This window comes from Kitasatospora sp. NPDC056800 (genome assembly GCF_042789775.1).
Taxonomy (GTDB): Bacteria; Actinomycetota; Actinomycetes; order Streptomycetales; family Streptomycetaceae; genus Kitasatospora.
In genome coordinates this window covers 17220-37692 of sequence record NZ_JBHUAL010000019.1, presented here as the reverse complement: position 1 = coordinate 37692, position 20473 = coordinate 17220, and the positions used below count along the sequence as shown (strand labels likewise).

Sequence of the window (20473 nt, the reverse complement as noted above, 5' to 3'; positions counted from 1 at the left end):
ATCAGATCGGTTGATGTCCACCGTGGACCCGCAGCAACTGCGCACCTTCGTCACCGTCGCCCGCCTCGCCTCCTTCTCGGAGGCGGCCCGGGAGCTCGGCTACACCCAGTCCGCGGTCTCCCAGCAGATCGCCGCGCTGGAGGCGGACCTCGGGACCGCGCTGCTGCTCCGCCGCCCGGTCGGCCCGACCGGGGCCGGGCAGCGGCTGCTGGAGCACGCCGCGCCGCTGCTGGTCCGGCTGGAGGCGGCGCGCGCCGACGTCGCACGCCTGGCGGGCGCTGCGAACACCCGGCTGGTGCTCGGGGCCACCGCGCTGGCGGTCGGTGCGGCACTGGGGCGCGCACTCGGCGAGGTGCGGCGGGCGTACCCGAGGGTGGAACCGGTGGTCCGGGTCCTCGCCCAGGACGTGCTGCCCGCCCAGGTCGCCACCGGCGAGGTCGACCTCGCCCTGGTCGACGGACTGGCCGCGCCCAGCGACCCGCTGCCGCTGCCCGACGTCGGGCCGCTGCGCACCGTCGCGGTGGCCGAGCGGCCGGTCGCCGTCGCGCTGCCCGTCGGCCACCCGCTGGCCGGGCGCGCCGGCCTCGCGCTCGCCGACCTCTCCGCCGCCCGCTGGCTGGACGCCCCCGACCTCACCCCGACCGCGGCCCGGCTGCGCGCGGCCGCGGGCGTCGACGGCTTCCGGCCCGCGACCCGCTACCAGGGCACCGACCTGCACGGACTGCTCGCGCTGGTGGCGGCCGGGCACGGGCTCACCCTGCTGCCCGAGCCGGTGCTCGCGGCCGCGCCCGAGGTCGGGTACGCGCCGATCGCCGCGCCCCGGCTGGTGCACCGCACCGAACTCGTCCACGGCAGCCTGCCGGAGGGGCCGGCGGCGCTGCTGGCGCGGCTGCTGGAGTCGTCCCGGGGCTAGAGGTCTGCGGCCTTGGAAATCGGTTGCGCGGGCCAATGGTGCCGATGGAATGATCAGGCGATGAGCACCGGAATCATCATCAGACAGGTACGGGTCGAGGACTGGCAGCGGGCCCGGGACCTCCGGCTGGACGCGCTGCGGGACCCGGTCGCGGCCGTGGCCTTCCTGGAGGTCTACGAGCAGGCCGTCACCAAGCCCGACGAGTTCTGGCAGGACCGCACGACCCGGGCGGCGACGGACCCGCACGCGGCGCAGTTCATCGCGGAGGCCGAGGACGGGCGCTGGCTCGGCAGCATGACCGGGGTGGTCGAGCTGACCGGCGGGAACGGCGCCCTGGAGGGCGACGTCATCGAGGTCGACCAGGTGCACGTGGTCGGGGTGTTCGTCCGCGCGGAGGCGCGGGGCACCGGGCTGGCGCTCGACCTGATCCGGACCCTCCAGGAGTGGGCGTGGTCGCTCACCGGGCCCAGGATCGAGCGGGTGCGGCTGTTCGTCCACGAGGACAACCCCCGGGCCGAGGCGATGTACCGGAAGGCCGGCTTCGAGCCCTCCGGGGTGACGCTGCCGGCGCCCGACGGCCTGGCCGGCCGGGAGGTCGAGCTGGCGGTCCTGCGGGGCTGACCGCACGGCCGAGAGGCGGGGCGGGGAGACGGGGGCGGGGCGCTCGCGCGGGGTCCTCGCGCGGGGCGCTCGTCGGGGCGCGGTTGTGGAGACGCGGTCACCAGGCGTTCACGTCACGGATCTGACGGTGGTCGGCCGGGTGGTGCTGTCATGAGCACAGTCGCCCGGCGAGAGGCCGGGCCGGACCAGGAGTGCTTCCCCCATGATGCTCCGTCACCGTCTCACCGTCACCGCCTCGGCGGCCGCCCTCGCCGCCGCCGGGCTCGCCGCCGGCACCGCGCAGGCCGCCGCCCCGGCCCACGGCACCGCCCAGAAGGCCCGTACGCTCGCGGCGAGTTGTTCGCAGGCGTACCTGCCGCTGCCCGACCCGTCCTGCACCCCCGGTGCGTACAACCCGGACGTCACCCAGGCGACCATCGGCCAGACCATCTGCGTCTCCGGCTGGACCGCCACCGTCCGCCCGCCGAGCAGCTACACCAACGCGCTGAAGGTGCAGCAGATCGCGGCCTACGGCTACGCGGACACCAGCACGGCGGACTACGAGGAGGACCACCTCGTCCCGCTGGAGCTCGGCGGCGCCCCGCGCGACCCGGCCAACCTGTGGCCCGAGCCGCGCTACGGCAGCCAGCCGGCGCAGAGCAAGGACTCCGTCGAGACCAAGCTCAAGAACGCGGTCTGCGGCGGCCGGGCCGGCCTCGACGACGCGCGCGCCGCGATCGCGAAGGACTGGACCACCGCGCTCAGCGTCCTGGGGCTGTGAGCCCGGGCCTGATCTGATCGGGCCGCCCGGTCCGTCCGCCCCGTTCCCGTCCTCGGGAGGGGTCGGGCGGACCGGGCGCGCGCCGGACGTCAGCGCCCGTCGCAGCCGGGGAGCGCCTCGCACATCGCCGCCGTCATGCCGGTGCCGACGGCCTTGTCCTCGGGGGCCTTCCAGGCGTCCTTGGGCTGGGCACCGGCCTTGGTGGTGGCCCAGACGGCCAGCTCGCTGACCGTACCGCCGTCGCCGACCACGTACTCGTGCAGGGTGACGGTGCCGCCGTCGGCCTGCGGGACGGTCAGGACGGCGGCGAAGTACGGCGCGTCCGGGGCGCTTTCGACCTTCACGGTGGCGCCGGGCGCGGTCTTGGCACAGGACTTGAGCGCCTCCGCCAGGCGGGCCTCGGCCATGTTGGTGGACTGCTTGGCGGCGCTGCTGTGGACCGGGTCGCCGTGGAACAGCAGGGTCTGCTGGGCCGCCCAGCGGTCCCCGCCGAAGCCGACCTCGGACTTCGCGGCGGCGGTGCCCGTGAACAGCGGCTCGTCGTCCTTGGCGATCGCGGCGCGGCACAGCTCCAGGCCCTTGAACTGGACCGGCCCGGAGACCTGCTTGGCGTTGGCCGCCAGCGGCGTGTAGTGGTAACTCTCGTCCATCGGGATGTTCTTGGTGTCCATCCAGGCCTTGTCCGGGATGCCCTTGTCGGAGCCGGCGGGCTTGGTGGGGTTGGTGCTGGGCGTGGGGGCCGCGGCGGGGAGGGCGGTCTGGCCGCCGTCCCCGCTGTCGGGCCCGCAGGCGCTGAGCGCGCCCAGGCAGACGAGGGCGGCGGCGGTGGCGGTGACGACTCTGGTGGTGCGCAACTGACTGTTCCTCGGGTGTCCGGTGGCGTGGAACGGGGTCGGCCGCGCACCGCCCTGCCGTTGGGGGCGAAGGGCGGGGTCGGCCGCGGGCCGCTGGTGCGCGGCGCCGGCCGTCCGTCCTCGCCGCCCGCGCGACGCGCGGTCGCGGGCACTCGGCATGGCGGGCCTCCCCCTGTGCGTTAGGGCCGTCGGCTCCTCGGCCCGCCGCCCGCCTCGGAGATGAGGGGTGGTCAGGGTCGTGGCGGCGCATCGGCGGCGGTCGAAACCTATGCCACCGAACGGCCGCTCGCAAAGCCGGGTTCCGGCCGGAGGCCCGGATTCCCTTTGGGGTTGGTGGGTCCTGTGGGGCAGGTGGTGTCGGGTGGCGGACGGCGTGCGGGGGATCCCAGGGGCGCGCGACCGGCACCGCGCGCGGGCCGGGTGCGGCGCATCCGGGCTGGTGGGGGCGGGTGTGCCGGGACCGGCGACCGGCGGCGGAGGGGTGCGCGACGTCAGCACCCGGAGCTGAACCGCGCGACGGGCGGCGGCCGTCGAACGGGGAGGAGGGAGCGCGCCGTAGTGCGGGTGAGCCGTTACGCGTGGGTGCCGTTACGCATGGGTGCCCGGGACGCCGAGCTGCTGGGCGAGCCAGGGGAGGGCCTGGGCGAAGGACGCGGCGCCGGTCTGCCAGGTGTGCCTGCCGGAGCCGACCACGTTCACGGTGCGGATGCCGTCCTTCCGGGCCGCCGCCTCCAGGGCCTTGGCGGAGTCGATCTGGCCGTGCTCCTCGTCGCCCTGGGCGAAGTAGCCGGAGACGCCCTGGTACTTGGGGTGGTGGGCGAGCACGGTCAGCGGGTCGTGGGCGGCCCAGGCCGCGGCGTCGCCCCCGTACAGCTCCTGGACGGTGTGGTCCTTGTCGCCGGTGGACGGGCCCTTGTCACCGGAGAAGTCGCCGAAGTGGGTGAAGACGTTCGGATGCTCGACGGTGAGGTCGACGGCGCAGGTGCCGCCCATCGACCAGCCGGCCACGCCCCACTTGTGCGGGTCGGTGGCGGCGTTGAAGGTCTTCTGGACGAACGGCGGGACGTCCTTGAGCAGATGGCTCTCGGCCTGGCCGTGCGGGCCGTCCACGCACTCGGTGTCCACCCGGAAGCCGCCGGTGGCGTCCACGAACACCAGGATCGGGGCGAAGCCGTTGTGCCGGGCGGCGAAGGCGTCGGCGGTCTTCACGGCGTTGCCCGAGCGGATCCAGTTGTCGGGCGCCGCGAACTCGCCGCCGATCATCTCCAGGACGGGCAACTTGGGCCGGGTCTGGCTGCGGAACCAGGCGGGCGGCAGGTAGACCAGCTCCTGGCGGTGGGCGAAGCCGCTGGCGGTGTCCGGTATGTCGACCTGGACGATGCGGCCCGTGCCCGTCCGGCCGTGGATCGACTTCAGCTCGTCCAGGGTGATCTGCTCCGGCAGCGGCTGCCCGCCGAGCTCGCCGATCGCGTCGTCCAGCGTCGGGTAGTAGCCGGTGGCGATGTTCACGCTGTTCGCCGCGCAGAACAGCGCCAGCAGCACGGTCGGGGCGACCAGCGCCCGGCGCCACCACCGCGCGCCGCGCCAGCCGAAGCCGAGCACGCACAGCGCCGCGACCGCCACCCCGCTCCACAGCCAGACCCCGAACGGGACCGGGTCGGTGATCCCGCCCAGCGTCAGCACGGCGACGGCGCCGGCCGCGGTGAGCGCCAGCGCCGTCCCGAGCGCGACCGGCCCCCGCCTCCGCAGCCACGCCCGCTCCCGTCGGGCGGCGGTGGCCAGGAGCAGCGCGAGGGCCGCGGCCTGGACCGTCCACGGGAACCAGCCGTCGAGCAGGGAGACGTTCATAGGGCCGGAGGCTAGGGGCGGAGGATGAGAGGCTGGTTAGAGGCTGGCAGTTCGCTGGAAGAGTGCTGTGAGGAGGAAGGGGACGCCGAAGGCCTCGGAAACCGGGCCGTGCGCCGCCATCGGGCGGATCTCCAGCGGCTCGAACTCGCGGAACAGCGAGCGCAGTTCGGCCGGCGAGTAGGCCAGCCCGCCCTCCAGCGAGCCGAGCCGGTAGAGCTCCTCGTCGGGCCGCTCGGAGCCCATCGCCCCGGCCGCGAAGGCGGTGACGGCGAAGTGCCCGCCCGGGGCGAGGGCGCGGTCCAGGAGGGCCAGGTAGCCGACCCGGCGGTGCGGCGGCAGGTGGTGCAGGCAGCCGGAGTCGTAGACCAGGTCGTAGGTGTCGCAAGGGAGTTGGACCTCGAAGATGCTCGCCCGGTGGAAGCGCGGGCGGGCTCCGGGGCCGGCCTCGCGGGCGCGCTCCTCGGCCCAGGCGAGGGCGGTGGCGGAGAGGTCGACGGCGTCCACCTCGAAGCCGAGCGAGGCCAGGTGGATCGCGTTGCGGCCGGTGCCGCAGCCCAGGTCGAGCACCCGGCCGGGGGCCGGCGGCAGCAGGCCGCGGTCCAGGTAGGAGACCAGGTTCTCGTCCGGCTTCGGCGCGAAGAACGGGCGCTCGGCGGACCGGTCCTCGTAGAACCGGTCCCAGAACGGTTCGGCCGGCCGGAAGAAGCCGTCGAGGAGGGCGAGGACGTCTTCGGTGGTGCGGATCGTACGGTTCATACGGCTGAGCGTAGGACGCTCGGGGGGTGGGCGCGATCGCGGCAAAAGCCGCTGGGTGGTGGGCTGTTGGGGGCTTCCTCGCCTTGGTGTGGACGGGTGCCTCGGGGGCGTGGAGGGGGGCGGCCACGCTGTCGCCGGAGGCCGGGACGGGCCGTTTCCGGCGGGCGGGGAGAGGCCCCGGGGAGGGGGTCGACATCACGCTTCGATCAAGGATTCCCGGCGGGGATTCCCAGGCTTCCGCCAGTGAGGTGGTGTACGTTCGAAAAGTTTTGCCCGCTCGAAGTTCCGTCCGCCATGCCCGCCGCTCACCCGGAAGACCAAGTGCCTGCTGTGATACAGCCGACGACCGCCCAGACCCACGAAGCCCGACCGCTGCGCCCCTCCCGCCGGAGGCGGGCGACCGCCCTCGCCGCCGCGGCGCTGGCCGCCACCCTCCTCGCGGCCGGGTGCAAGGCCTCGGCCGACGAAACGTCGTCGGCGGCGACGCCGATTCCGATCCCGAGTGTGGTCGGAATGCACGGGGACAAGGCCAAGGACGCCCTCCAGCAGCCGGACGCCCGGGCCGCCAAGAACGTGACGTTCCAGGACGTCCACGCGGGCGAGTCCCACACGCGGTCGGTCCTCATGCCGAGCCACTGGAAGGTCTGCTCCCAGCAGCCGGCCGCCGGGGAACCCTCGGCGAAGGACACGACGGTGACGCTGTCCGTGGTGAAGAACGAGGAGGACTGCCCGGGAGGCGCCGCGCCCGCCCCGGCGGACCCCGCCCCTGCCCCGGCCCCGGCCTCCCCGACCGCGACCGCACCGGCCGATCCCGTGGTGCCGAGCGTTCCCGCAGCACCCCCAGCCCCGGCCGCCCCGGCTCCCGCCGCTCCCGCTCCCGCCGCCCCGCCCGCCCCGGCTCCGACGCACGCCCCGCCCGCGCCGCAGCCCGCCGCACCCTCGGAGCACCAGGCGTCAGCCTGCACCACGGATTCCAAGGGCAACTGCATAGTCCGGGGTCGCATCTGCCCCAACAGCGCCCACGGCGACACCGGCAGCGACGCCAACGGCCGTGTTCTCACCTGCCGGGACAACAACGGCTGGCGCTGGGAGTAGCCACCCGACCAGCCGGGGCGGCTTGTCGGCCGCCCCGGCTCGGTCGCGCGCTACGGCACCCGGCCGACGGCGGCGGTCGGCTCGTCGAGGAAGACGAGCTGTTCCTCGCCGGTGATACGGAGCCCGAACCGGTCCGGGCCCGGCCGGTTCTGCTTCTCCCACCAGGCGTGGGCGTCCTCGATCTCGGTCCAGAGGCGGCGCGGGCCGTACTGCCGGACGGCGAAGCGGTCCTCCTGCCGGCCGTCGTGGTCGACGGCGGCCCACGAGCGCGCGTCCGTCGTGGCCACCCAGAGCCGGGAGGCCACTCCTTCGGCATCCGGCTCGTGCTGCCAGGCCGTCCACACGTCGCCGAGCTTCAGCCCGAGGGCGAACCGCGCGTCCAGGTCCTCGCCGCTCACCTGCCACGGTGAGAGCCGGGTGGTGGACTCCTCGGGTTCGTGGTCGTCACGGACGATGTCCCGGAAGATGCGCAGGTCGATCCGCTGGCCGCGCATCAGCATGAACGAGGCGTCCGGGCTGAACCGCCCGGTCGCGCGCCCGCCTTCGACGGTGAGGGTGAGCAGTCCCCAGGAGAGCATCGGGCTCTCCCACGGCGTCACGATGGTGCCGCCGGGGCGGGTCTGCTCGATCCACGCCGTCGGCACCCGGCTGACCGAGCAGGTGGAGACGACCCGGTCGTACGGCTGCCGCCGGGCCCAACCAAGGGCTCCGTCCCCGCAGGCGACCTCCACGTCCACGCCCGCCGCGTTCAGGGACGAGTGGGCCCGCCAGGTGACCGCGGGGTCGATCTCGATCGAGACGACACGGCCGGGACCGGCCCGGTGCGCGAGCAGAGCCGCGTTCCAGCCGGTGCCGGTGCCGACCTCCAGGACGGTCTGGCCGGGGCGGACATCGAGTGCTTCGAGCATTCGCACGACCATCGCTGGTGAGGACGCCGAGGACGACGGCCAGGCGTCGGAGCCGTCGGTCGGCTCCTCGCCGTCATTGACCTGGGTGACGACCGGAGCGTTGGCGTAGGCGGCCGCGAACCAGCGGTCGGGCTCGGAGCGGATGTCGCACGGTTCGAGGTCGCCGCTGTCGTCGGAGAGCCAGATCCGCTCCGGGAGGAAACGGTGGCGCGGGACCGCCGTGATGGCGTCCTTCCACTCCGACGGGACGGGACGGCCGAGCTCTTCGCTGATGGCCCGCAGCAGGCCGCGCGAGGCGGCCTGCTGCGGGTGGAGGCTCTCCGTCACTTGTCCTTCTTCTCGTGCTTCGGGGCGGGCGCCGGGCGCGAGGTGTCCTTCGACGGCTTGTCCTTGCCCGGGTCCTGGTCGCCCGCGTGCTTCCCGGCCATCCCGATCGCGGGTCCTCCGTGGGGGTTGCTTCGGGTGTACAGCCCGGTGGGCCGGTACCGGTCCGGCGGACGCGGTGTCGTCGGCCTGGGCTCGGACTTCGGTTTCGGCTGCGGTGGGTCGGTGACCTGCAAGGCACTGCTCCGCTCGGCTCGTAGGAGTGACAAGGCCTCTCCTTGCGCTCGTGGACGCTCCGCATGGCGGAGCACTCATGACGCTACGGAGCAACAGATCGCTCTTTCAAAGAAGTTGCGCCATCTTGCGCCGATTCACCCGAGTGCGTCGATCGCCGAGGTGATGACCTGCCGAGCCTTCGTGCCGTAGACGGCCATTCCTGCCAGTGCGGTGTAGGTGCGCAGGTAATCGGCGATCTCGCGAGGTCGTGTGATGCGCAGATACCCGGAGGTCAGTTCGACGGCGACCTCGGCCTCGTCGAACATGTAGAAGTCCTCGACCGGAAGTTGGGATCGGTGGCAACCGGTGGGGATGATGCCCAGGCTGACGAAGGGGCTGGCGGACGCAGTGATGAGGTGGTCGAGTTGGTCCGCCATCGTCCTGGCGTCGCACACTGCGGCGCGGAGCACGTACTCTTCGACCAGCAGCCCGAATCGATGCCGGCCGGAGAACAGCATGCGCTGGCGGTCCAGCCGCGCCGCCACGGCCTCCTCGACGTCATCGACGGGCACTCGGTCGCGTTGGATCGAGCGCAGTACGGCAGCGGTGTAGTCGGTTGTCTGCACCATGCCGGGAATGACCCGGCTCGCGTACACACGGAAGACCTCGGTGCGCTGGTAGAGCGTGCCGACGGACTCCTGCGCGGCCCGCAGCCCGGCGTGCTCCATCCGACGCCACTCGGTGTACATCGATTCGACGGCGCGGGCGGTGGCGATGACGTCAGGGAGCTGCTCCTCGGCATCGCATGCAGTGCACCAGGCGCGGAGATCGTCCTCGGAGGGTGCGGACTTGCCGCTCTGGATACGACTGGTCTTGGCAGGGTGCCACCCGCACCGGGCAGAGAGCTCGTCGCCGGTGAGCCCGGCGTCCTTGCGGATCTCGGTCAGTCGATTGGCGAGGGCTTTGCGGGCCTCGACGACACTGGACGACGGGGACGACGACATGTGATGGACTGCCCGGTGCCGATGGTGAGTCAGACGGGATACCGCGCGTGTGGCGTAGCGCGATCCCACACCGCTTCGAACGCGGCGGTGACCTGCTTCACCGTGGCCGGGTCTTCGGTGAACTCGTGGCCGGCCCAGTCGCCGTCGCCGGTGAACCAGTGGAAGAGGACCAGGCGGTCATCGATCAGCCAAAGATCATTTCCAGGCAGTGAGAGATCGGACGCCAGGCGGCGGGGGAGCCAGCGCACGTGCTCGCCGAGGGCGATGTTGTGCCGTTCTGTGATGGCGTGTTCCCAACGGATGTAGTCGGTGACGGGTTCGGAGACGATCCGGGCACGACGCATGATCACGCCCCGGGCCACGGTCTCCTTCACCAGCTCAGCCCAGGCCTGGTACTCCTCGGGAAGCTCGTAGGCGTCGGGGCGGTCGACCGGTAGCCCCGCGCGCCAGTCGGCGAAGACCGGGTCGTCCGCATAGGAGTCCCGCATCTCCAGGTGGACTGCCGAGCGCTCAGCGCTCCGCAGCAGGGCGCCAAAGTCCGGCACGTTCTGCGTCATCGCACACCTTCCGCAAAGCCGGAATCATCCGAACAGGGATACGGACGACGCCCTCGTGGTCCGGGATGCCGACGGGGTGATCAGGAACCCACTCGGTCTCGCTGATGGTGCGGAGCGTGTCCGTGGAGGGGAGCAGCCCCTGTACGACGATCTCCGCGGCTTCGTCTTCGAGCCAGACTGTCGGAGAGCCACCGTTCGGCGAGTCCGGGTCGATCCCGATGAAGCGAAGTGTCATGACTGCCCCTTCCGCGAAGTTGGCTGCAAGTCCGTGTGGGTAACACCGTGTCGTGACACCGCTACAGACGTCAAGTGAGGGTGGCCTCGTGTTCGGTACGAGGCCACCCGAAAACTGACGGTCGGATACCTGCTTGAAATTCGCAACCCAAGACACAACCCGCCTCGTGGCCGGGCGTTGAGCCCACGGTCCGGTTGGCGGTTGGACCGAGGTGGGCAGCCCCGCGTTGGGCGCGGGGCTGCTTGAGGAGACGGGGCGCTGGGCGGTGGGAAACCGTGCCCGCGCACGCGTTCACGTGCGCGGGCAGGCAGGGGAAGCCAGGGCCGCCTCCGGCTTCGGGCCTCGGTCGGGCAGGCGCCGGTCAGTGGGGGATCAGGCGGTGCAGGAGGCGGACGTACGGGCTCCAGTGGGCGGGGTGGGGGACGGTGCCGCCGACCGACCGTACCGCCCGGTCGAGGCAGTCCTCCAGGAGGGCGTCGTGCAGCCAGCGGAAGGCGAGGGGCCAGGCGAGCAGGGCCGGGCCGTGCAGGCGCATGGCGATGGTGTGGCGGAGGACGGTGGTGTCGCCCGCCGGGTGGACGGTGAACTCGTGGTGGCCGTCGAAGCCGCGCGGGCCGTCGAAGCGGAAGCGCACCCACTGGCCCGGTGCGTAGTCGGAGACGGTGTAGCGGACCGGGCCGTGGCCGCCGGTGGCGCCGGGGGCGAGCGGGCGGTCGAACCGCATCCGGGGCCAGCGCGGGCCCGGCCAGAGCCGGTCGTCCGGGCTCGCGAGGCTGTCGATGAGGGCGCCGACGGTCTCCGCCGGTGCCGGGACGGTGCGTTCGTGGATGTTGAGCACGGCCATGCCGGGGCTCCCCTCCTGGTTTTGGATGATCCCCTCCAATTGAATTGGAGAGTACTCTCTACTACATGCCCAGGCCACCCCGCCATGACGAATCCGCCCTCCTCGACGCCGCCGTACGGCTCGCGGCCGCCGGTGGGCCGGCCGCCGTCACGATGTCCGCCGTCGCCCGGGAGAGCGGTGCGCCCAACGGCTCCGTCTACCACCGATTCCCCCAACGGGCCGCCCTGCTGGCCGAGTTGTGGCTGCGGACGGTCGAGGAGTTCCAGGGCGCCTGCCTGCCCGCCATCGACGCGCACGAGGAGCCGCACCTCGCGGCGGGCGCGCTCGCCCGGCAGGTCGTCGCCTGGTGCCGGGCCCACCGGGAGCGGGCTGTCGTCCTGCTGCACGGCCCGGAGGCCTTCGGTCGGGCGGAGTGGTCCGAGGAGCAGCGGCTGCGCGACCGGCAGGGCGGCCTCCGGGTGCGGGAGGCCCTGGCCGGGCTGGCCGGGCGGCTCGGCGCCGCCACGCCGCTGGACCTCGACCGGGTCACCCTGGCCGTCACCGGTTTGCCGCTCGCCGTCGTCCGCGGCCCCCTGCACGCCGGTGCGCCGCTGCCGCCGCACGCGGAGGAGCTGGCCGAGCAGTCCGCGATCGCCCTGCTGCGGGGCGCCGCCTAGGATCGGTGGATGATCACCGTTCCGGCCGGCCGCGTCACCCTCTCCGACCGTCGTACCCAGCGCAGTTGGGCCGTCGACGTGGCCGCGTACGAGCTGGCGGCCTGTCCGGTGACCCGTGAGCAGTACGAGGGGGCGAGCGGCGACCGGCGGCCCGCGCACAGCGTCTCCTGGTTCGACGCCGTCCACTACTGCAACGAACTCTCCCGGCGCGAAGGCCTCGCCCCCGCCTACCGGGTCGACGGCGAGGAGGTCTCCTGGGACCGCGCCGCCGGCGGCTACCGGCTGCCCACCGAGGCCGAGTGGGAGCACGCCTGCCGCGCCGGTACGGACGGCCCGCGCTACGGCCCGCTGGACGAGATCGCCTGGCACCGCGGCAATTCGGACGAGCGGCCGCACCCGGTGGGCGAACTGCTCCCCAATGCCTACGGGTTGTACGACCTGCTCGGCAACGTCTGGGAGTGGTGCTGGGAGCGCTACGACCCCGAGGTGTACGGCGACTACCGCGTTCTGCGCGGCGGCGGCTGGTTCGACGAGCACTGGAGCTGCCGCGCCTCCGTCCGCCGCCGCAGCCACCCGACCCTGCGGATCGACGACGTCGGATTCCGGCTCGCCCGCTCGATCGTCCTGTGAAGGCGGCGCCGACGTCGTGCCCGGCGCGGTGAATCGCGAGGCGATGGGACAGGCGCGGGGCGGGCGCGCGGAATTTCCGACGGAATGAGGAACCGGTGCCACCGGATCCTGCGTTGACGCCGACATGAGCGAAGAAAGCGTCACCCTGCGCCCGATGGTCGAGGCCGACCTCGGCGCCCTCGAGGAGCTGGTGAACGATCCGCAGGCGCTGGGTGAATTCCAGTGGTACGGCTGGCGGGACCCGCAGCGGCACCGTCGTCGCTGGGCGGCGAGCGGGCTGCTGGAGGACGAGCAGGTGATGCTCGCGGTCGTCGTCGACGGCGGGTTCGGCGGCTTCGTCGCCGCCAACCGCAGCGGGGTGCGGCCGTCCGCCCCGTACTGGAGCCTGGGTGTGCAGCTGGTGCCGGGGGCGCGCGGGCGGGGGATCGGCACCCGGGCCCAACGGCTTTTGGTGGACTACCTGTTCGCGCACTCGCCGGTGATGCGGCTGGAGGCGGACACCGAGGCGGGCAACCTGGCGGAGCAGCGCGTCCTGGAGAAGCTCGGCTTCACCCGGGAGGGCGTGCAGCGCGCGGTGACCTTCCGCGGCGGCGAGTGGCGTGACGTCGTCCGGTACAGCCTGCTGCGCACTGACCCGCGTCCCTGACCCGCGTCGCAAAGCGTCCGCAAAACGTCCCTAGGAAACCCCGAACCACTCCTCGGCGAGGGCGTCCAGCGTCCGCGCCGAGGGCTTCAACTCCCGGAGGTACCACGGCAGGTTGCTGTAGACGTGGAGCAGCGTGTACGCCATCAGCAGGCGCGGGTCGACGGCGCGGCCGTAGGCGTCCAGCAGGTGGCCGAGCAGGTGCGGGTCGGCCCGGGTGGTGAAGAGGCCGACGGCGACCAGGTCGTAGGCCGGGTCGCCGATCATCGCGGGCTCGAAGTCGAGCAGGCCGGTGAGGCGCCAGCCGTCGGCGGGGTCGGTGAGCAGGTGCTCGCGCATGAACTCGGTGTGCAGCAGCGCGCGCCCGGGGGCGGTGGGGAGCGGGGCGGCGGCGAGGAAGTCCGGGATCTGCTCCAGCCACTCCTCGGCCAGCCCGCGCTCGCGCTGGCGGTCCACCGCGCCCGCCCGTTGGCGCGCGAGGAAGGCCGGCCAGTCGCCGGGCCCGAGGGTGTCGGCGAGCGGTTCGGGGTCGAGGGCGTGCAGGGCGGCGAGCGCCTCGCCGCAGCGGCGGCCGATCCGTTCGCGGTCGGGCCGCGGGATGCGCGGCCAGGCGGGTGCGAGGCCCTGCCCGGGCAGCCGGGACATCAGGAGGTAGCGCCAGCCGTTGGCGTCCTCGCCGGCCTGGTGGAGGGACGGGGTGGGGATCGGCAGGGCGCCGTCCAGGCGGGTGAGCACGCGCTCCTCGACGATGGCGTCCCGGGCGCCGGCCGCCGGGAACAGTTTGAGCACGAGGGCGTCGCCGACCGCGTACACCGGGACGGAGCCCTCCGGGAAGCGCTCCAGGGGCAGGCCGGCGAGGCCCAGCCGGGCGCAGAGCGCCTCCGCGCCGGGGCGCATCACCGTCTCGTCGGGGACGACCGCGTCCCACTCCTCGTCCGTCAGCACCAAGGGCAGCACGGCGGCACCGTAAGCAGGCGGGCACCCGCAGCGCAAAGGCTTTTCAGCACCGGCTCCGGCGGTCAGCGCCCGCTCCGGCGGCCAGTGTCGGCTCCGGCGGTCAGCGCCCGCTCCGGCGGGTGCCGCAGGCCTCGACGGCCGGCGGGACCGGCTCGGGCCCGGTGTCCGGGTCGCGGGTGAGCAGGTAGCGGGCGCCGGGGCCGGCCTCGCCGGCGCGGTCGGCGGCGTTGTAGAGGGCGCAGCGGGTCAGCGAGAGGCAGCCGCAGCCGATACAGCCGGTGAGCTTGGCCTTCAGCCGCTCCAGTTCGGCGATCTGCTCGTCGATCCGGCTCTGCCAGGACCCGGCGACCCGGTCCCACTCGGTGCCGCTGGGGGCCGGGCGTTCGGGGAGGCGGTCGAGGGCGACCCGGGCCTCGTCCAGGGAGAGGCCGACCCGCTGGGCGGCGCGGATGAAGGCGATCCGGCGCAGCGTGCCGCGGGTGTAGCGGCGCTGGCCGCCGGTGGTGCGGGTGGCCTGGATCAGGTCGAGGCTCTCGTAGTAGCGCAGCGCGGAGGGGGCGAGGCCGCTGCGGTCGGCGAGTTGGCCGATGGTGAGCAGGTCGGTGTGGTGCGGGCCGGGGGTCCGACGGCCGTCGGAATGGGCGGTCATGGGAGCCCACTGTAACCGCTTGACCTCAAGCTGGCTTTAAGTTGCACCATCGTGGTCATGACGACGAACGCGACTGCGGGCACCGCCACCGGGGCCCGGTTCGAGGACCTTTCGGCCCTGATGGGCCTGATGACCGGCGACGAGAAGCACGGCCCCGCCGCCACCTCCACCCTGGACGCGCTCTGGGTGCTGTACGACCGGGTGCTGCGGGTCACCCCCGCCACCGCCGAGGCCCAGGACCGGGACCGCTTCCTGCTCTCCAAGGGCCACGGCCCGATGGCCTACTACGCGGTGCTGGCGGCCAAGGGCTTCATCTCCCCGGAGGTGCTGCCGAGCTTCGGCGGCTACGACTCGCCGCTCGGCCACCACCCGGACCGCACGCTGGTCCCCGGCGTGGAGATCGCCTCCGGCTCGCTCGGGCACGGCCTGCCGCTGGCCGTCGGCACCGCGCTCGGGCTGCGGGCGCAGGGCCTGACCGACCCGGCGGTGTGGGTGCTGGTCGGCGACGCGGAGTTCGACGAGGGCTCCAACGCCGAGGCGGTGGCCTTCGCCGGGGCGTACGGACTGGACCGGCTGCACGTGGTGGTGATCGACAACTCCTCGGCCACGCACGGCTGGCAGGGCGGCCTCGCCCAGCGGTTCGCGGCCGAGGGCTGGTCGACCGCGACGGTGGACGGCCGCGACCACGAGGCGCTGCACCGCGCCTACACCGCCGAGCATCCGGGCCGCCCGCACGTGGTGGTCGCCCGGGTCGAGCCCAAGGACTCCTGAGCGGGCGGCCCGCCCCCGCCGGACCCGACCACCGACCACCCCCGCAACGAAAGGCACTTCACCGATGGACACCATGCGCGACCGCTTCGTGGACGTCACCACCCGCCTGCTGGACGAGGACCCCCGGCTGGCCGTGGTGCTCGCCGACATCACCGCGGCCGCCTTCGCCCCGGCCCAGGAGCGCCACCCCGACCGGGTCGTCAACGTCGGCATCCGCGAGCAGCTGCTGGTCGGCGCGGCCGGCGGCCTGGCCCTCACCGGGATGCGCCCGATCGCCCACACCTTCGCCAGCTTCCTGATCGAGCGGCCCTTCGAGCAGGTCAAGCTGGACCTCGTCCACCAGGGCGTCGGCGCCGTGCTGGTGAGCGCGGCGGGCTCGTACGACTGGCCGGCCGGCGGCCGTACCCACATGTCCCCGGGCGACGTCGCCCTGCTGGACACCCTGCCGGACTGGACGGTCCACGTCCCCGGCCACCCGGACGAGGCCGAGCGGCTGCTGCGCCACGCCTACGCGGACGGCGACCGCAACGTCTACGTGCGGCTCTCGGGGCACCAGAACGCGGCCGCGGTGCCGGTCGAGCCGGGCCGCTTCGCCACCGTCCGGACGGGCTCGCGCGGCGTGGTGCTCGCCGTCGGGCCGATGCTGGACGCGGTGCTCGCGGCCACCGGGGGCCTGGACGTCACCGTGCTGTACGCGGCGACGGTGCGCCCCTTCGACGCCGCCGGGCTGCGCGCGGCGCTGGGTGACCGGGCGGACGTGGTGCTGGTCGAGCCGTACCTGGCGGGCACCTCCGCCAACGAGGCGCACGCGGCGCTCGCCGACCGCCCGCACCGGGTGCTGGGCCTGGGCGTGCCGCGTGAGGAGCACCGGCACTACGGCTCGATCGAGGAGCACCTGGCCGCCTACGGCCTGGACGCCCCGTCGCTGCGGGAGCGGATCGGCACCTTCCTCTGGTAGCCGGCCGGGTGAGCCGGTCGGGTCCGACGGCTCAGGTCAGCACGATCGCCACCGCGTCCGCCGCCACCCGCACCGCCGTCCCGTCCAGTTCCGCCGCCCCGAAGGCCGCGACCACCTCGCGCCCGGCGGCCCCCAGCGGCAGTGCGGCCTCCCGCGGCCCGAGGTTGACGGCGATCCGGTACGGCCCCCGGTGCACCACGAGCAGGCCCGCCGCCTCGTCGTGGGTGACCCGTACGGCGCCGAGGTCGGGGTCGGACAGTTCCGGCCGTTCGCGCCGCAGCCGGATCAACGTCCGGTACCAGGCGAGGAGTTCGCTGTGCGGGGCGCGCCGGAGCTCGGTCCAGTCGAGGACCGAGCGCAGTACGGTGGCGGGTTCCTGCGGGTCGGGGACGGCCTCGGCGGCCCAGCCGTGCTCGGCGAACTCCCGCCGCCGGCCCTGTCGGACGGCCTCGGCGAGGTCCGGGTCGGTGTGGTCGGTGAAGTACTGCCAGGGGGTGGCGGCGCCCCACTCCTCGCCCATGAAGAGCATCGGGGTGAACGGAGAGGTGAGCACCAGGGCCGCGCCGCAGGCGAGCCGGCCGGGGGAGAGGCCGGCCGAGACGCGGTCGCCGAGCGCCCGGTTGCCGACCTGGTCGTGGGTCTGGAGGTAGCCGAGCAGCCGGTGGCCCGCGTCGAGCGGGGTGAACGGGCGCCCGTGGGTGCGGCCGCGGAAGGAGGACCAGGTGCCGTCGTGGAAGAACCCCCGGGTGAGCGTCCGGGCGAGGGCGGCGAGCGGCTCGCGGGCGAAGTCCCGGTAGTAGCCGTGGGATTCGCCGGTGAGCGCGCAGTGCAGGGCGTGGTGGAAGTCGTCGCTCCACTGGGCGGTGAGGCCCTGCCCGCCCGCCTCGCGCGGGGTGGTGGTGGCCGGGGTGTTGCGGTCGGACTCGGCGACCAGGAACAGCGGCCGGTTGGTGGCGGCCGCCAACGTCCCGACCTCGGTGGAGAGTTCCTCCAGGAAGTGGACGGCCCGGTCGTCCGCGAGGGCGTGCACGGCGTCCAGCCGCAGTCCGTCGATCCGGTAGTCGCGCAGCCAGGCCAGCGCGCTGCCGATCAGGTAGGCGCGCACCTCGTCCGAGCCGGGCGCGTCCAGGTTGACCGCCGCGCCCCACGGGGTGTGGTGCTGGTCGGTGAAGTACGGCCCGTACGCGGGAAGGTAGTTGCCCGACGGGCCGAGGTGGTTGTGGACGACGTCCAGCACCACGCCGAGGCCCTTGCGGTGGGCGGCGTCCACGAAGCGCTTGAGCCCCTCGGGCCCGCCGTAGGGCTCGTGGACGGCCCAGGGCGAGACCCCGTCGTAGCCCCAGCCGTGCTTGCCGGGGAACGGGCAGACCGGCATCAGCTCGACGAAGTCCACGCCCAACTCGACCAGGTGGTCCAGGTGTTCGGCGGCGGCCTCGAAGGTGCCGCGGGGGGTGAAGGTGCCCACGTGCAGCTCGTACAGCACCGCGCCGGGCAGTGCCCGGCCGTGCCAGCCGGTCCGCGACCAGCGGAACCCGGCGTGGTCCACGGCGCGGCTGGGCCCGTCCGGGCCGTACGGCTGCCGGGCCGAGCGCGGGTCGGGCAGCGGCGGGCCGTCGTCCAGCCGGAAGGCGTAGTCGCCCGCCGGGGCCTCGCCGGACCACCAGCCGTCCCGGTCCGGGCAGCGGGCCAACTCGTGGGCCGTGCCGTCGACTTCGACCCGTACCCGGGTGGCGGCGCGGGGCGCCCACACCTGGTAGACCGGCATCAGCCCCTCCTCGTCAGCAGCGCCACCGGCAGCGCCGTCAGCAGCTCCGCGACCGGCACCGCGCCCGCCGGGAAGCCCCGCCCGGTCAGCTCGTCCGTCCACGGCCCGCCCGCCGGCAGCTCCAGCACGGTGTCGCGCCAGCCGCCGGCCCGCTCCAGCCCGTACGGCAGCCGGGTGACGGCGGTGACCACGTCCGCGCCCCGGGCGAAGGCCAGCAGGTGGTCGGCGGCCGGGCCGGCGGCGGGCAGCGGGCGGTAGGAGCCGAGCGGCCGGGAGCGGCGCAGGTGCAGCGCGGTGGCGGTGAGGTGCAGCTTCTCCCGGGCGAGGTCGCCGGGGCGCGGCGCGGCCGCGTCGGTGAGCCGCACGGCCAGCGCGCCGAGGTCCACCACGCCCCGGTTGTCCGGGTCCACCAGGGTGTACAGCGGCTCCTCGCCGCCCTGGTAGAGGTCCGGCACGCCCGGCACGGTGAGGTGCAGCAGCGCGGCGGCCAGGGTGTTGGCGCGGGCGTACGGGGCGAGGGCGTGCACGGCGCCCTCGACCCGGGGGAGCAGCCCGGGGTTGCCGTGGACGGAGCGGGCGCGCTGCTCCAGGGCCCGCTCGTAGCGGGGGTCGGGGGTGGTCCAGGAGGTGTGCAGCTTGGCCTCGCGGACGGCCTTGAGCAGGGCGGCGGCCAGCCGGTCCGGGTCGATCGGCCAGGCGGCGACCAGGGTGTGCCAGAGCAGCCAGTCGGCGTCCCGGTCGAGGCCGGGCGCGGCGGGGCCCGCGGCGGTAGACCAGGCGTCGACCTCGGCGGCCCAGGCGTCCGGCCGTTCGGCGAGCACGGCGAGCCGGGCCCGGGCGTCGGCGCTGCGCTTGGTGTCGTGGGTGGAGAGCACCGTCATGCCGTGCGGCCAGGTGCGCTCCTGGGCGCGGCACCAGTCGTGGAACTCCGCCGGGTGCAGTCCGGGCCGGGCCGGCTCGCCGCCGACCTCGTTGAGGCCGGGCAGGGCGTTCCAGCGGTAGAAGGCGGTGTCCTCGACGCCCTTGGCGGCCACCGCGGCGGCGGTCTGGGCGAAGCGCGCGCAGAACTCGTCCTTGTCCGCGCCGCGGCCCAGCTCCCCGAGCGCGAGCGCGGCCACCAGCCGGTCGGTCGGGTCGGCGGAGCCGTCCAGGGCGGCCCGCAGCTGCCGCGCCGAGGCGGCCGGGACGGCCTCGCCGGGCCGGGCGTACGGCCGGTACGCCGGGTAGCCGGTGAGCAGCCGGCCGAGCGCCGCGCGCAGCTGCCCCGGCGCGTGGTCGGCGTGCGCGGGCTCGGCGGCGCCGATCCGCAGCGCGATCCGGACCAGCCGCTCGACCTCGGCGGCGAGTTCGCCGTCCGGCCCGGTCATGTCGGCCCGCCCGCGCCGGGCCTCGGCGACCGCGGGGTGCGGGTCCGCGCAGAGGTCCCGGACCGGGCCGCCGTGCAGGAAGGACTCGTACGCCCCGGCCAGCCGGCAGGCGCCCGCGTGGTCGAGGAGCACGCCGTCGATCCGGCGCAGCGCGTCGTAGCCGGTGGTGCCGGCCACCGGCCAGTCCTCGGGCAGCCGCTCCTCGCCGGTGAGGATCTTCTCGACCACCACGTACGCCCCGCCGGTGGCGTCGGCCAGGCGCCGCAGGTAGCCGCGCGGGTCGGCGAGCCCGTCGGGGTGGTCGATCCGGAAGCCGTCCAGGACGCCGTCGGCGTGCAGGGCGAGCAGGACGGCGTGGGTGGCGGCGAACACCTCCGGGTCCTCGGCGCGCAGCGCGATCAGCTCGTTGACGGTGAAGAAGCGCCGGTAGTTGAGCTCGGTGCGGGCCAGGCGCCACCAGGCGAGCCGGTACCACTGGCGGGCGAGCAGCTCCTCCAGCGGGAGCCCGGAGGTGCCGGGGCGCAGCGGCAGCTCGTGCTCGTGGTAGCGCAGGGTGTCGCCGTCCACGGTGAGCCGGTCCAGCACGGCGCCGAGCCGGTCGCCGAGCAGCGGCAGCAGCACCCGTCCGCGCCCGGGGGCGTCGGCGGGGCCCGGCTGGGCGGTCCAGTCGATGTCGAACCAGTGCGCGTACGGCGAGTCGGGCCCGTCGCGCAGCACCTGCCACAGCGGCCGGTTGAGCCGTTCGGGGGCGGGCACGGCCATGTGGTTGGGCACCACGTCGGCGATCAGCCGCAGGCCGTGGCGGTGCGCCTCGGCGGCCAGCGCGCGCAGCGCCGGTTCGCCGCCGAGCTGCTCGCTGATCCTGGTGTGGTCGACGGTGTCGTAGCCGTGGGTGGAGCCGGGGACGGCCTCCAGCAGCGGGGAGAGGTGCAGGTGGGAGACGCCGAGGGCGGCCAGGTAGGGGACGGCGGCGGTGGCGTCGCGGAGGGTGAAGCCGGGCTGGAGCTGGAGGCGGTACGACGACGAGGGGACGGCGGCGGCCGGGCGGGGCTGCGCGGGCTCGGCGGCGGGGGTCATAGCTCCATAGGTACCCGGGGGAGGCCGCCGCCAAGACCCGCTGCTGACCCGAACAGGTGACCGCC

General features: G+C 74.3%; 21 protein-coding genes. 9 read left to right on the top strand and 12 right to left on the bottom strand.

The genetic code is table 11. The features are described 5' to 3' along the window. Positions 1-13 precede the first annotated feature (13 nt). From ACFRQN_RS06765 to ACFRQN_RS06755, 3 genes are all read left to right on the top strand, one after another. Positions 14-913 carry a LysR family transcriptional regulator gene (locus ACFRQN_RS06765; RefSeq protein WP_380738766.1) on the top strand — a complete coding sequence of 300 codons (900 nt, stop codon included), beginning with the start codon at positions 14-16 and terminating at the stop codon, positions 911-913. Positions 914-973: 60 nt separating this feature from the next. Further along, the gene (locus ACFRQN_RS06760) at positions 974-1534 is read left to right on the top strand and encodes a GNAT family N-acetyltransferase (RefSeq protein ID WP_380738764.1); all 561 of its coding nucleotides are present in this window, start codon (positions 974-976) and stop codon (positions 1532-1534) included. Between the two features lie 202 nt (positions 1535-1736). Next, positions 1737-2294: a hypothetical protein gene (locus ACFRQN_RS06755; protein ID WP_380738762.1), complete on the top strand. Its 558-nt coding sequence runs from the start codon at positions 1737-1739 to the stop codon at positions 2292-2294. 89 nt (positions 2295-2383) lie between these two features. On the opposite strand, the gene ACFRQN_RS06750 is transcribed toward ACFRQN_RS06755, so the two are convergent. The 3 genes from ACFRQN_RS06750 to ACFRQN_RS06740 all read right to left on the bottom strand — a co-directional run bounded on the left by ACFRQN_RS06750 (position 2384) and on the right by ACFRQN_RS06740 (position 5752). After that, positions 2384-3148, bottom strand: coding sequence for a hypothetical protein (locus ACFRQN_RS06750; RefSeq protein WP_380738760.1), 765 nt, complete (start codon positions 3146-3148; stop codon positions 2384-2386). Between the two features lie 588 nt (positions 3149-3736). After that, positions 3737-4996 carry an alpha/beta hydrolase gene (locus ACFRQN_RS06745; RefSeq protein ID WP_380738758.1) on the bottom strand — a complete coding sequence of 420 codons (1260 nt, stop codon included), beginning with the start codon at positions 4994-4996 and terminating at the stop codon, positions 3737-3739. A gap of 36 nt (positions 4997-5032) precedes the next feature. Next, entirely contained in the window at positions 5033-5752 is a 720-nt protein-coding gene (locus ACFRQN_RS06740; protein WP_380738756.1) for a class I SAM-dependent methyltransferase, read from the bottom strand. A gap of 330 nt (positions 5753-6082) precedes the next feature. Between ACFRQN_RS06740 and ACFRQN_RS06735 the strand changes: the two genes are divergently transcribed. Continuing rightward, positions 6083-6847 (top strand): hypothetical protein, encoded by a 765-nt coding sequence (locus tag ACFRQN_RS06735; RefSeq protein WP_380738754.1) that lies wholly within the window; start codon positions 6083-6085, stop codon positions 6845-6847. Between the two features lie 50 nt (positions 6848-6897). On the opposite strand, the gene ACFRQN_RS06730 is transcribed toward ACFRQN_RS06735, so the two are convergent. From ACFRQN_RS06730 to ACFRQN_RS06710, 5 genes are all read right to left on the bottom strand, one after another. Further along, complete coding sequence (locus tag ACFRQN_RS06730) at positions 6898-8082, bottom strand: methyltransferase domain-containing protein (protein WP_380738752.1); 1185 nt, start codon at positions 8080-8082, stop codon at positions 6898-6900. Between the two features lie 368 nt (positions 8083-8450). Continuing rightward, positions 8451-9299: a helix-turn-helix domain-containing protein gene (locus ACFRQN_RS06725; protein ID WP_380738750.1), complete on the bottom strand. Its 849-nt coding sequence runs from the start codon at positions 9297-9299 to the stop codon at positions 8451-8453. 29 nt (positions 9300-9328) lie between these two features. After that, positions 9329-9856, bottom strand: coding sequence for a DUF6879 family protein (locus ACFRQN_RS06720; protein ID WP_380738748.1), 528 nt, complete (start codon positions 9854-9856; stop codon positions 9329-9331). Further along, the gene (locus ACFRQN_RS06715; RefSeq protein WP_380738746.1) at positions 9810-10091 is read right to left on the bottom strand and encodes a hypothetical protein; all 282 of its coding nucleotides are present in this window, start codon (positions 10089-10091) and stop codon (positions 9810-9812) included. The genes ACFRQN_RS06720 and ACFRQN_RS06715 overlap by 47 nt, the downstream gene beginning before the upstream one ends. Positions 10092-10452: 361 nt before the next feature. Beyond that, positions 10453-10935 (bottom strand): SRPBCC family protein, encoded by a 483-nt coding sequence (locus ACFRQN_RS06710; protein WP_380738744.1) that lies wholly within the window; start codon positions 10933-10935, stop codon positions 10453-10455. 65 nt (positions 10936-11000) lie between these two features. Between ACFRQN_RS06710 and ACFRQN_RS06705 the strand changes: the two genes are divergently transcribed. The 3 genes from ACFRQN_RS06705 to ACFRQN_RS06695 all read left to right on the top strand — a co-directional run bounded on the left by ACFRQN_RS06705 (position 11001) and on the right by ACFRQN_RS06695 (position 12867). Then, positions 11001-11591: a TetR/AcrR family transcriptional regulator gene (locus ACFRQN_RS06705; RefSeq protein ID WP_380738742.1), complete on the top strand. Its 591-nt coding sequence runs from the start codon at positions 11001-11003 to the stop codon at positions 11589-11591. Positions 11592-11600: 9 nt separating this feature from the next. Next, positions 11601-12221, top strand: a complete 621-nt coding sequence (locus ACFRQN_RS06700; protein WP_380738740.1) for a formylglycine-generating enzyme family protein — start codon at positions 11601-11603, stop codon at positions 12219-12221. Positions 12222-12345: 124 nt separating this feature from the next. After that, positions 12346-12867, top strand: coding sequence for a GNAT family N-acetyltransferase (locus ACFRQN_RS06695; RefSeq protein WP_074000991.1), 522 nt, complete (start codon positions 12346-12348; stop codon positions 12865-12867). 30 nt (positions 12868-12897) lie between these two features. Here the strand turns inward: ACFRQN_RS06695 and ACFRQN_RS06690 are convergent, their stop codons facing one another. Beyond that, positions 12898-13821 (bottom strand): phosphotransferase family protein, encoded by a 924-nt coding sequence (locus ACFRQN_RS06690; RefSeq protein WP_380738738.1) that lies wholly within the window; start codon positions 13819-13821, stop codon positions 12898-12900. 100 nt (positions 13822-13921) lie between these two features. Continuing rightward, complete coding sequence (soxR, locus tag ACFRQN_RS06685) at positions 13922-14470, bottom strand: redox-sensitive transcriptional activator SoxR (RefSeq protein ID WP_380738736.1); 549 nt, start codon at positions 14468-14470, stop codon at positions 13922-13924. Positions 14471-14527: 57 nt separating this feature from the next. On the opposite strand from soxR, the gene ACFRQN_RS06680 reads away from it, so the two are divergent. Together ACFRQN_RS06680 and ACFRQN_RS06675 are read left to right on the top strand one after the other, a co-directional pair. Continuing rightward, positions 14528-15241, top strand: coding sequence for a thiamine pyrophosphate-dependent enzyme (locus ACFRQN_RS06680; protein WP_049654931.1), 714 nt, complete (start codon positions 14528-14530; stop codon positions 15239-15241). Positions 15242-15305: 64 nt separating this feature from the next. Next, entirely contained in the window at positions 15306-16199 is an 894-nt protein-coding gene (locus ACFRQN_RS06675; protein ID WP_049654926.1) for a transketolase family protein, read from the top strand. Between the two features lie 31 nt (positions 16200-16230). Here ACFRQN_RS06675 and treZ read toward each other — a convergent pair whose 3' ends face one another. Both treZ and treY read right to left on the bottom strand, forming a co-directional pair. After that, positions 16231-17964, bottom strand: coding sequence for a malto-oligosyltrehalose trehalohydrolase (treZ, locus tag ACFRQN_RS06670; RefSeq protein WP_380738734.1), 1734 nt, complete (start codon positions 17962-17964; stop codon positions 16231-16233). Next, on the bottom strand, positions 17964-20408 hold the full coding sequence (treY, locus tag ACFRQN_RS06665; RefSeq protein ID WP_380738732.1) for a malto-oligosyltrehalose synthase: 2445 nt from the start codon (positions 20406-20408) through the stop codon (positions 17964-17966). Before treY ends, treZ begins: the two co-directional genes overlap by 1 nt. Between the last annotated feature and the right edge of the window lie 65 nt (positions 20409-20473).

Bases quoted from the DNA above. Each gene is read 5' to 3' on its own strand.
- ACFRQN_RS06765 (WP_380738766.1), top strand. From the start codon at position 14: ATGTCCACCGTGGACCCGCAGCAACTGCGCACCTTCGTCACCGTCGCC.
- ACFRQN_RS06760 (WP_380738764.1), top strand. From the start codon at position 974: ATGAGCACCGGAATCATCATCAGACAGGTACGGGTCGAGGACTGGCAG.
- ACFRQN_RS06755 (WP_380738762.1), top strand. From the start codon at position 1,737: ATGATGCTCCGTCACCGTCTCACCGTCACCGCCTCGGCGGCCGCCCTC.
- ACFRQN_RS06745 (WP_380738758.1), bottom strand. From the start codon at position 4,996: ATGAACGTCTCCCTGCTCGACGGCTGGTTCCCGTGGACGGTCCAGGCC.
- ACFRQN_RS06740 (WP_380738756.1), bottom strand. From the start codon at position 5,752: ATGAACCGTACGATCCGCACCACCGAAGACGTCCTCGCCCTCCTCGAC.
- ACFRQN_RS06725 (WP_380738750.1), bottom strand. From the start codon at position 9,299: ATGTCGTCGTCCCCGTCGTCCAGTGTCGTCGAGGCCCGCAAAGCCCTC.
- ACFRQN_RS06720 (WP_380738748.1), bottom strand. From the start codon at position 9,856: ATGACGCAGAACGTGCCGGACTTTGGCGCCCTGCTGCGGAGCGCTGAG.
- ACFRQN_RS06715 (WP_380738746.1), bottom strand. From the start codon at position 10,091: ATGACACTTCGCTTCATCGGGATCGACCCGGACTCGCCGAACGGTGGC.
- ACFRQN_RS06710 (WP_380738744.1), bottom strand. From the start codon at position 10,935: ATGGCCGTGCTCAACATCCACGAACGCACCGTCCCGGCACCGGCGGAG.
- ACFRQN_RS06705 (WP_380738742.1), top strand. From the start codon at position 11,001: ATGCCCAGGCCACCCCGCCATGACGAATCCGCCCTCCTCGACGCCGCC.
- ACFRQN_RS06700 (WP_380738740.1), top strand. From the start codon at position 11,601: ATGATCACCGTTCCGGCCGGCCGCGTCACCCTCTCCGACCGTCGTACC.
- ACFRQN_RS06695 (WP_074000991.1), top strand. From the start codon at position 12,346: ATGAGCGAAGAAAGCGTCACCCTGCGCCCGATGGTCGAGGCCGACCTC.
- soxR (WP_380738736.1), bottom strand. From the start codon at position 14,470: ATGACCGCCCATTCCGACGGCCGTCGGACCCCCGGCCCGCACCACACC.
- ACFRQN_RS06680 (WP_049654931.1), top strand. From the start codon at position 14,528: ATGACGACGAACGCGACTGCGGGCACCGCCACCGGGGCCCGGTTCGAG.
- ACFRQN_RS06675 (WP_049654926.1), top strand. From the start codon at position 15,306: ATGGACACCATGCGCGACCGCTTCGTGGACGTCACCACCCGCCTGCTG.
- treZ (WP_380738734.1), bottom strand. From the start codon at position 17,964: ATGCCGGTCTACCAGGTGTGGGCGCCCCGCGCCGCCACCCGGGTACGG.
- treY (WP_380738732.1), bottom strand. From the start codon at position 20,408: ATGACCCCCGCCGCCGAGCCCGCGCAGCCCCGCCCGGCCGCCGCCGTC.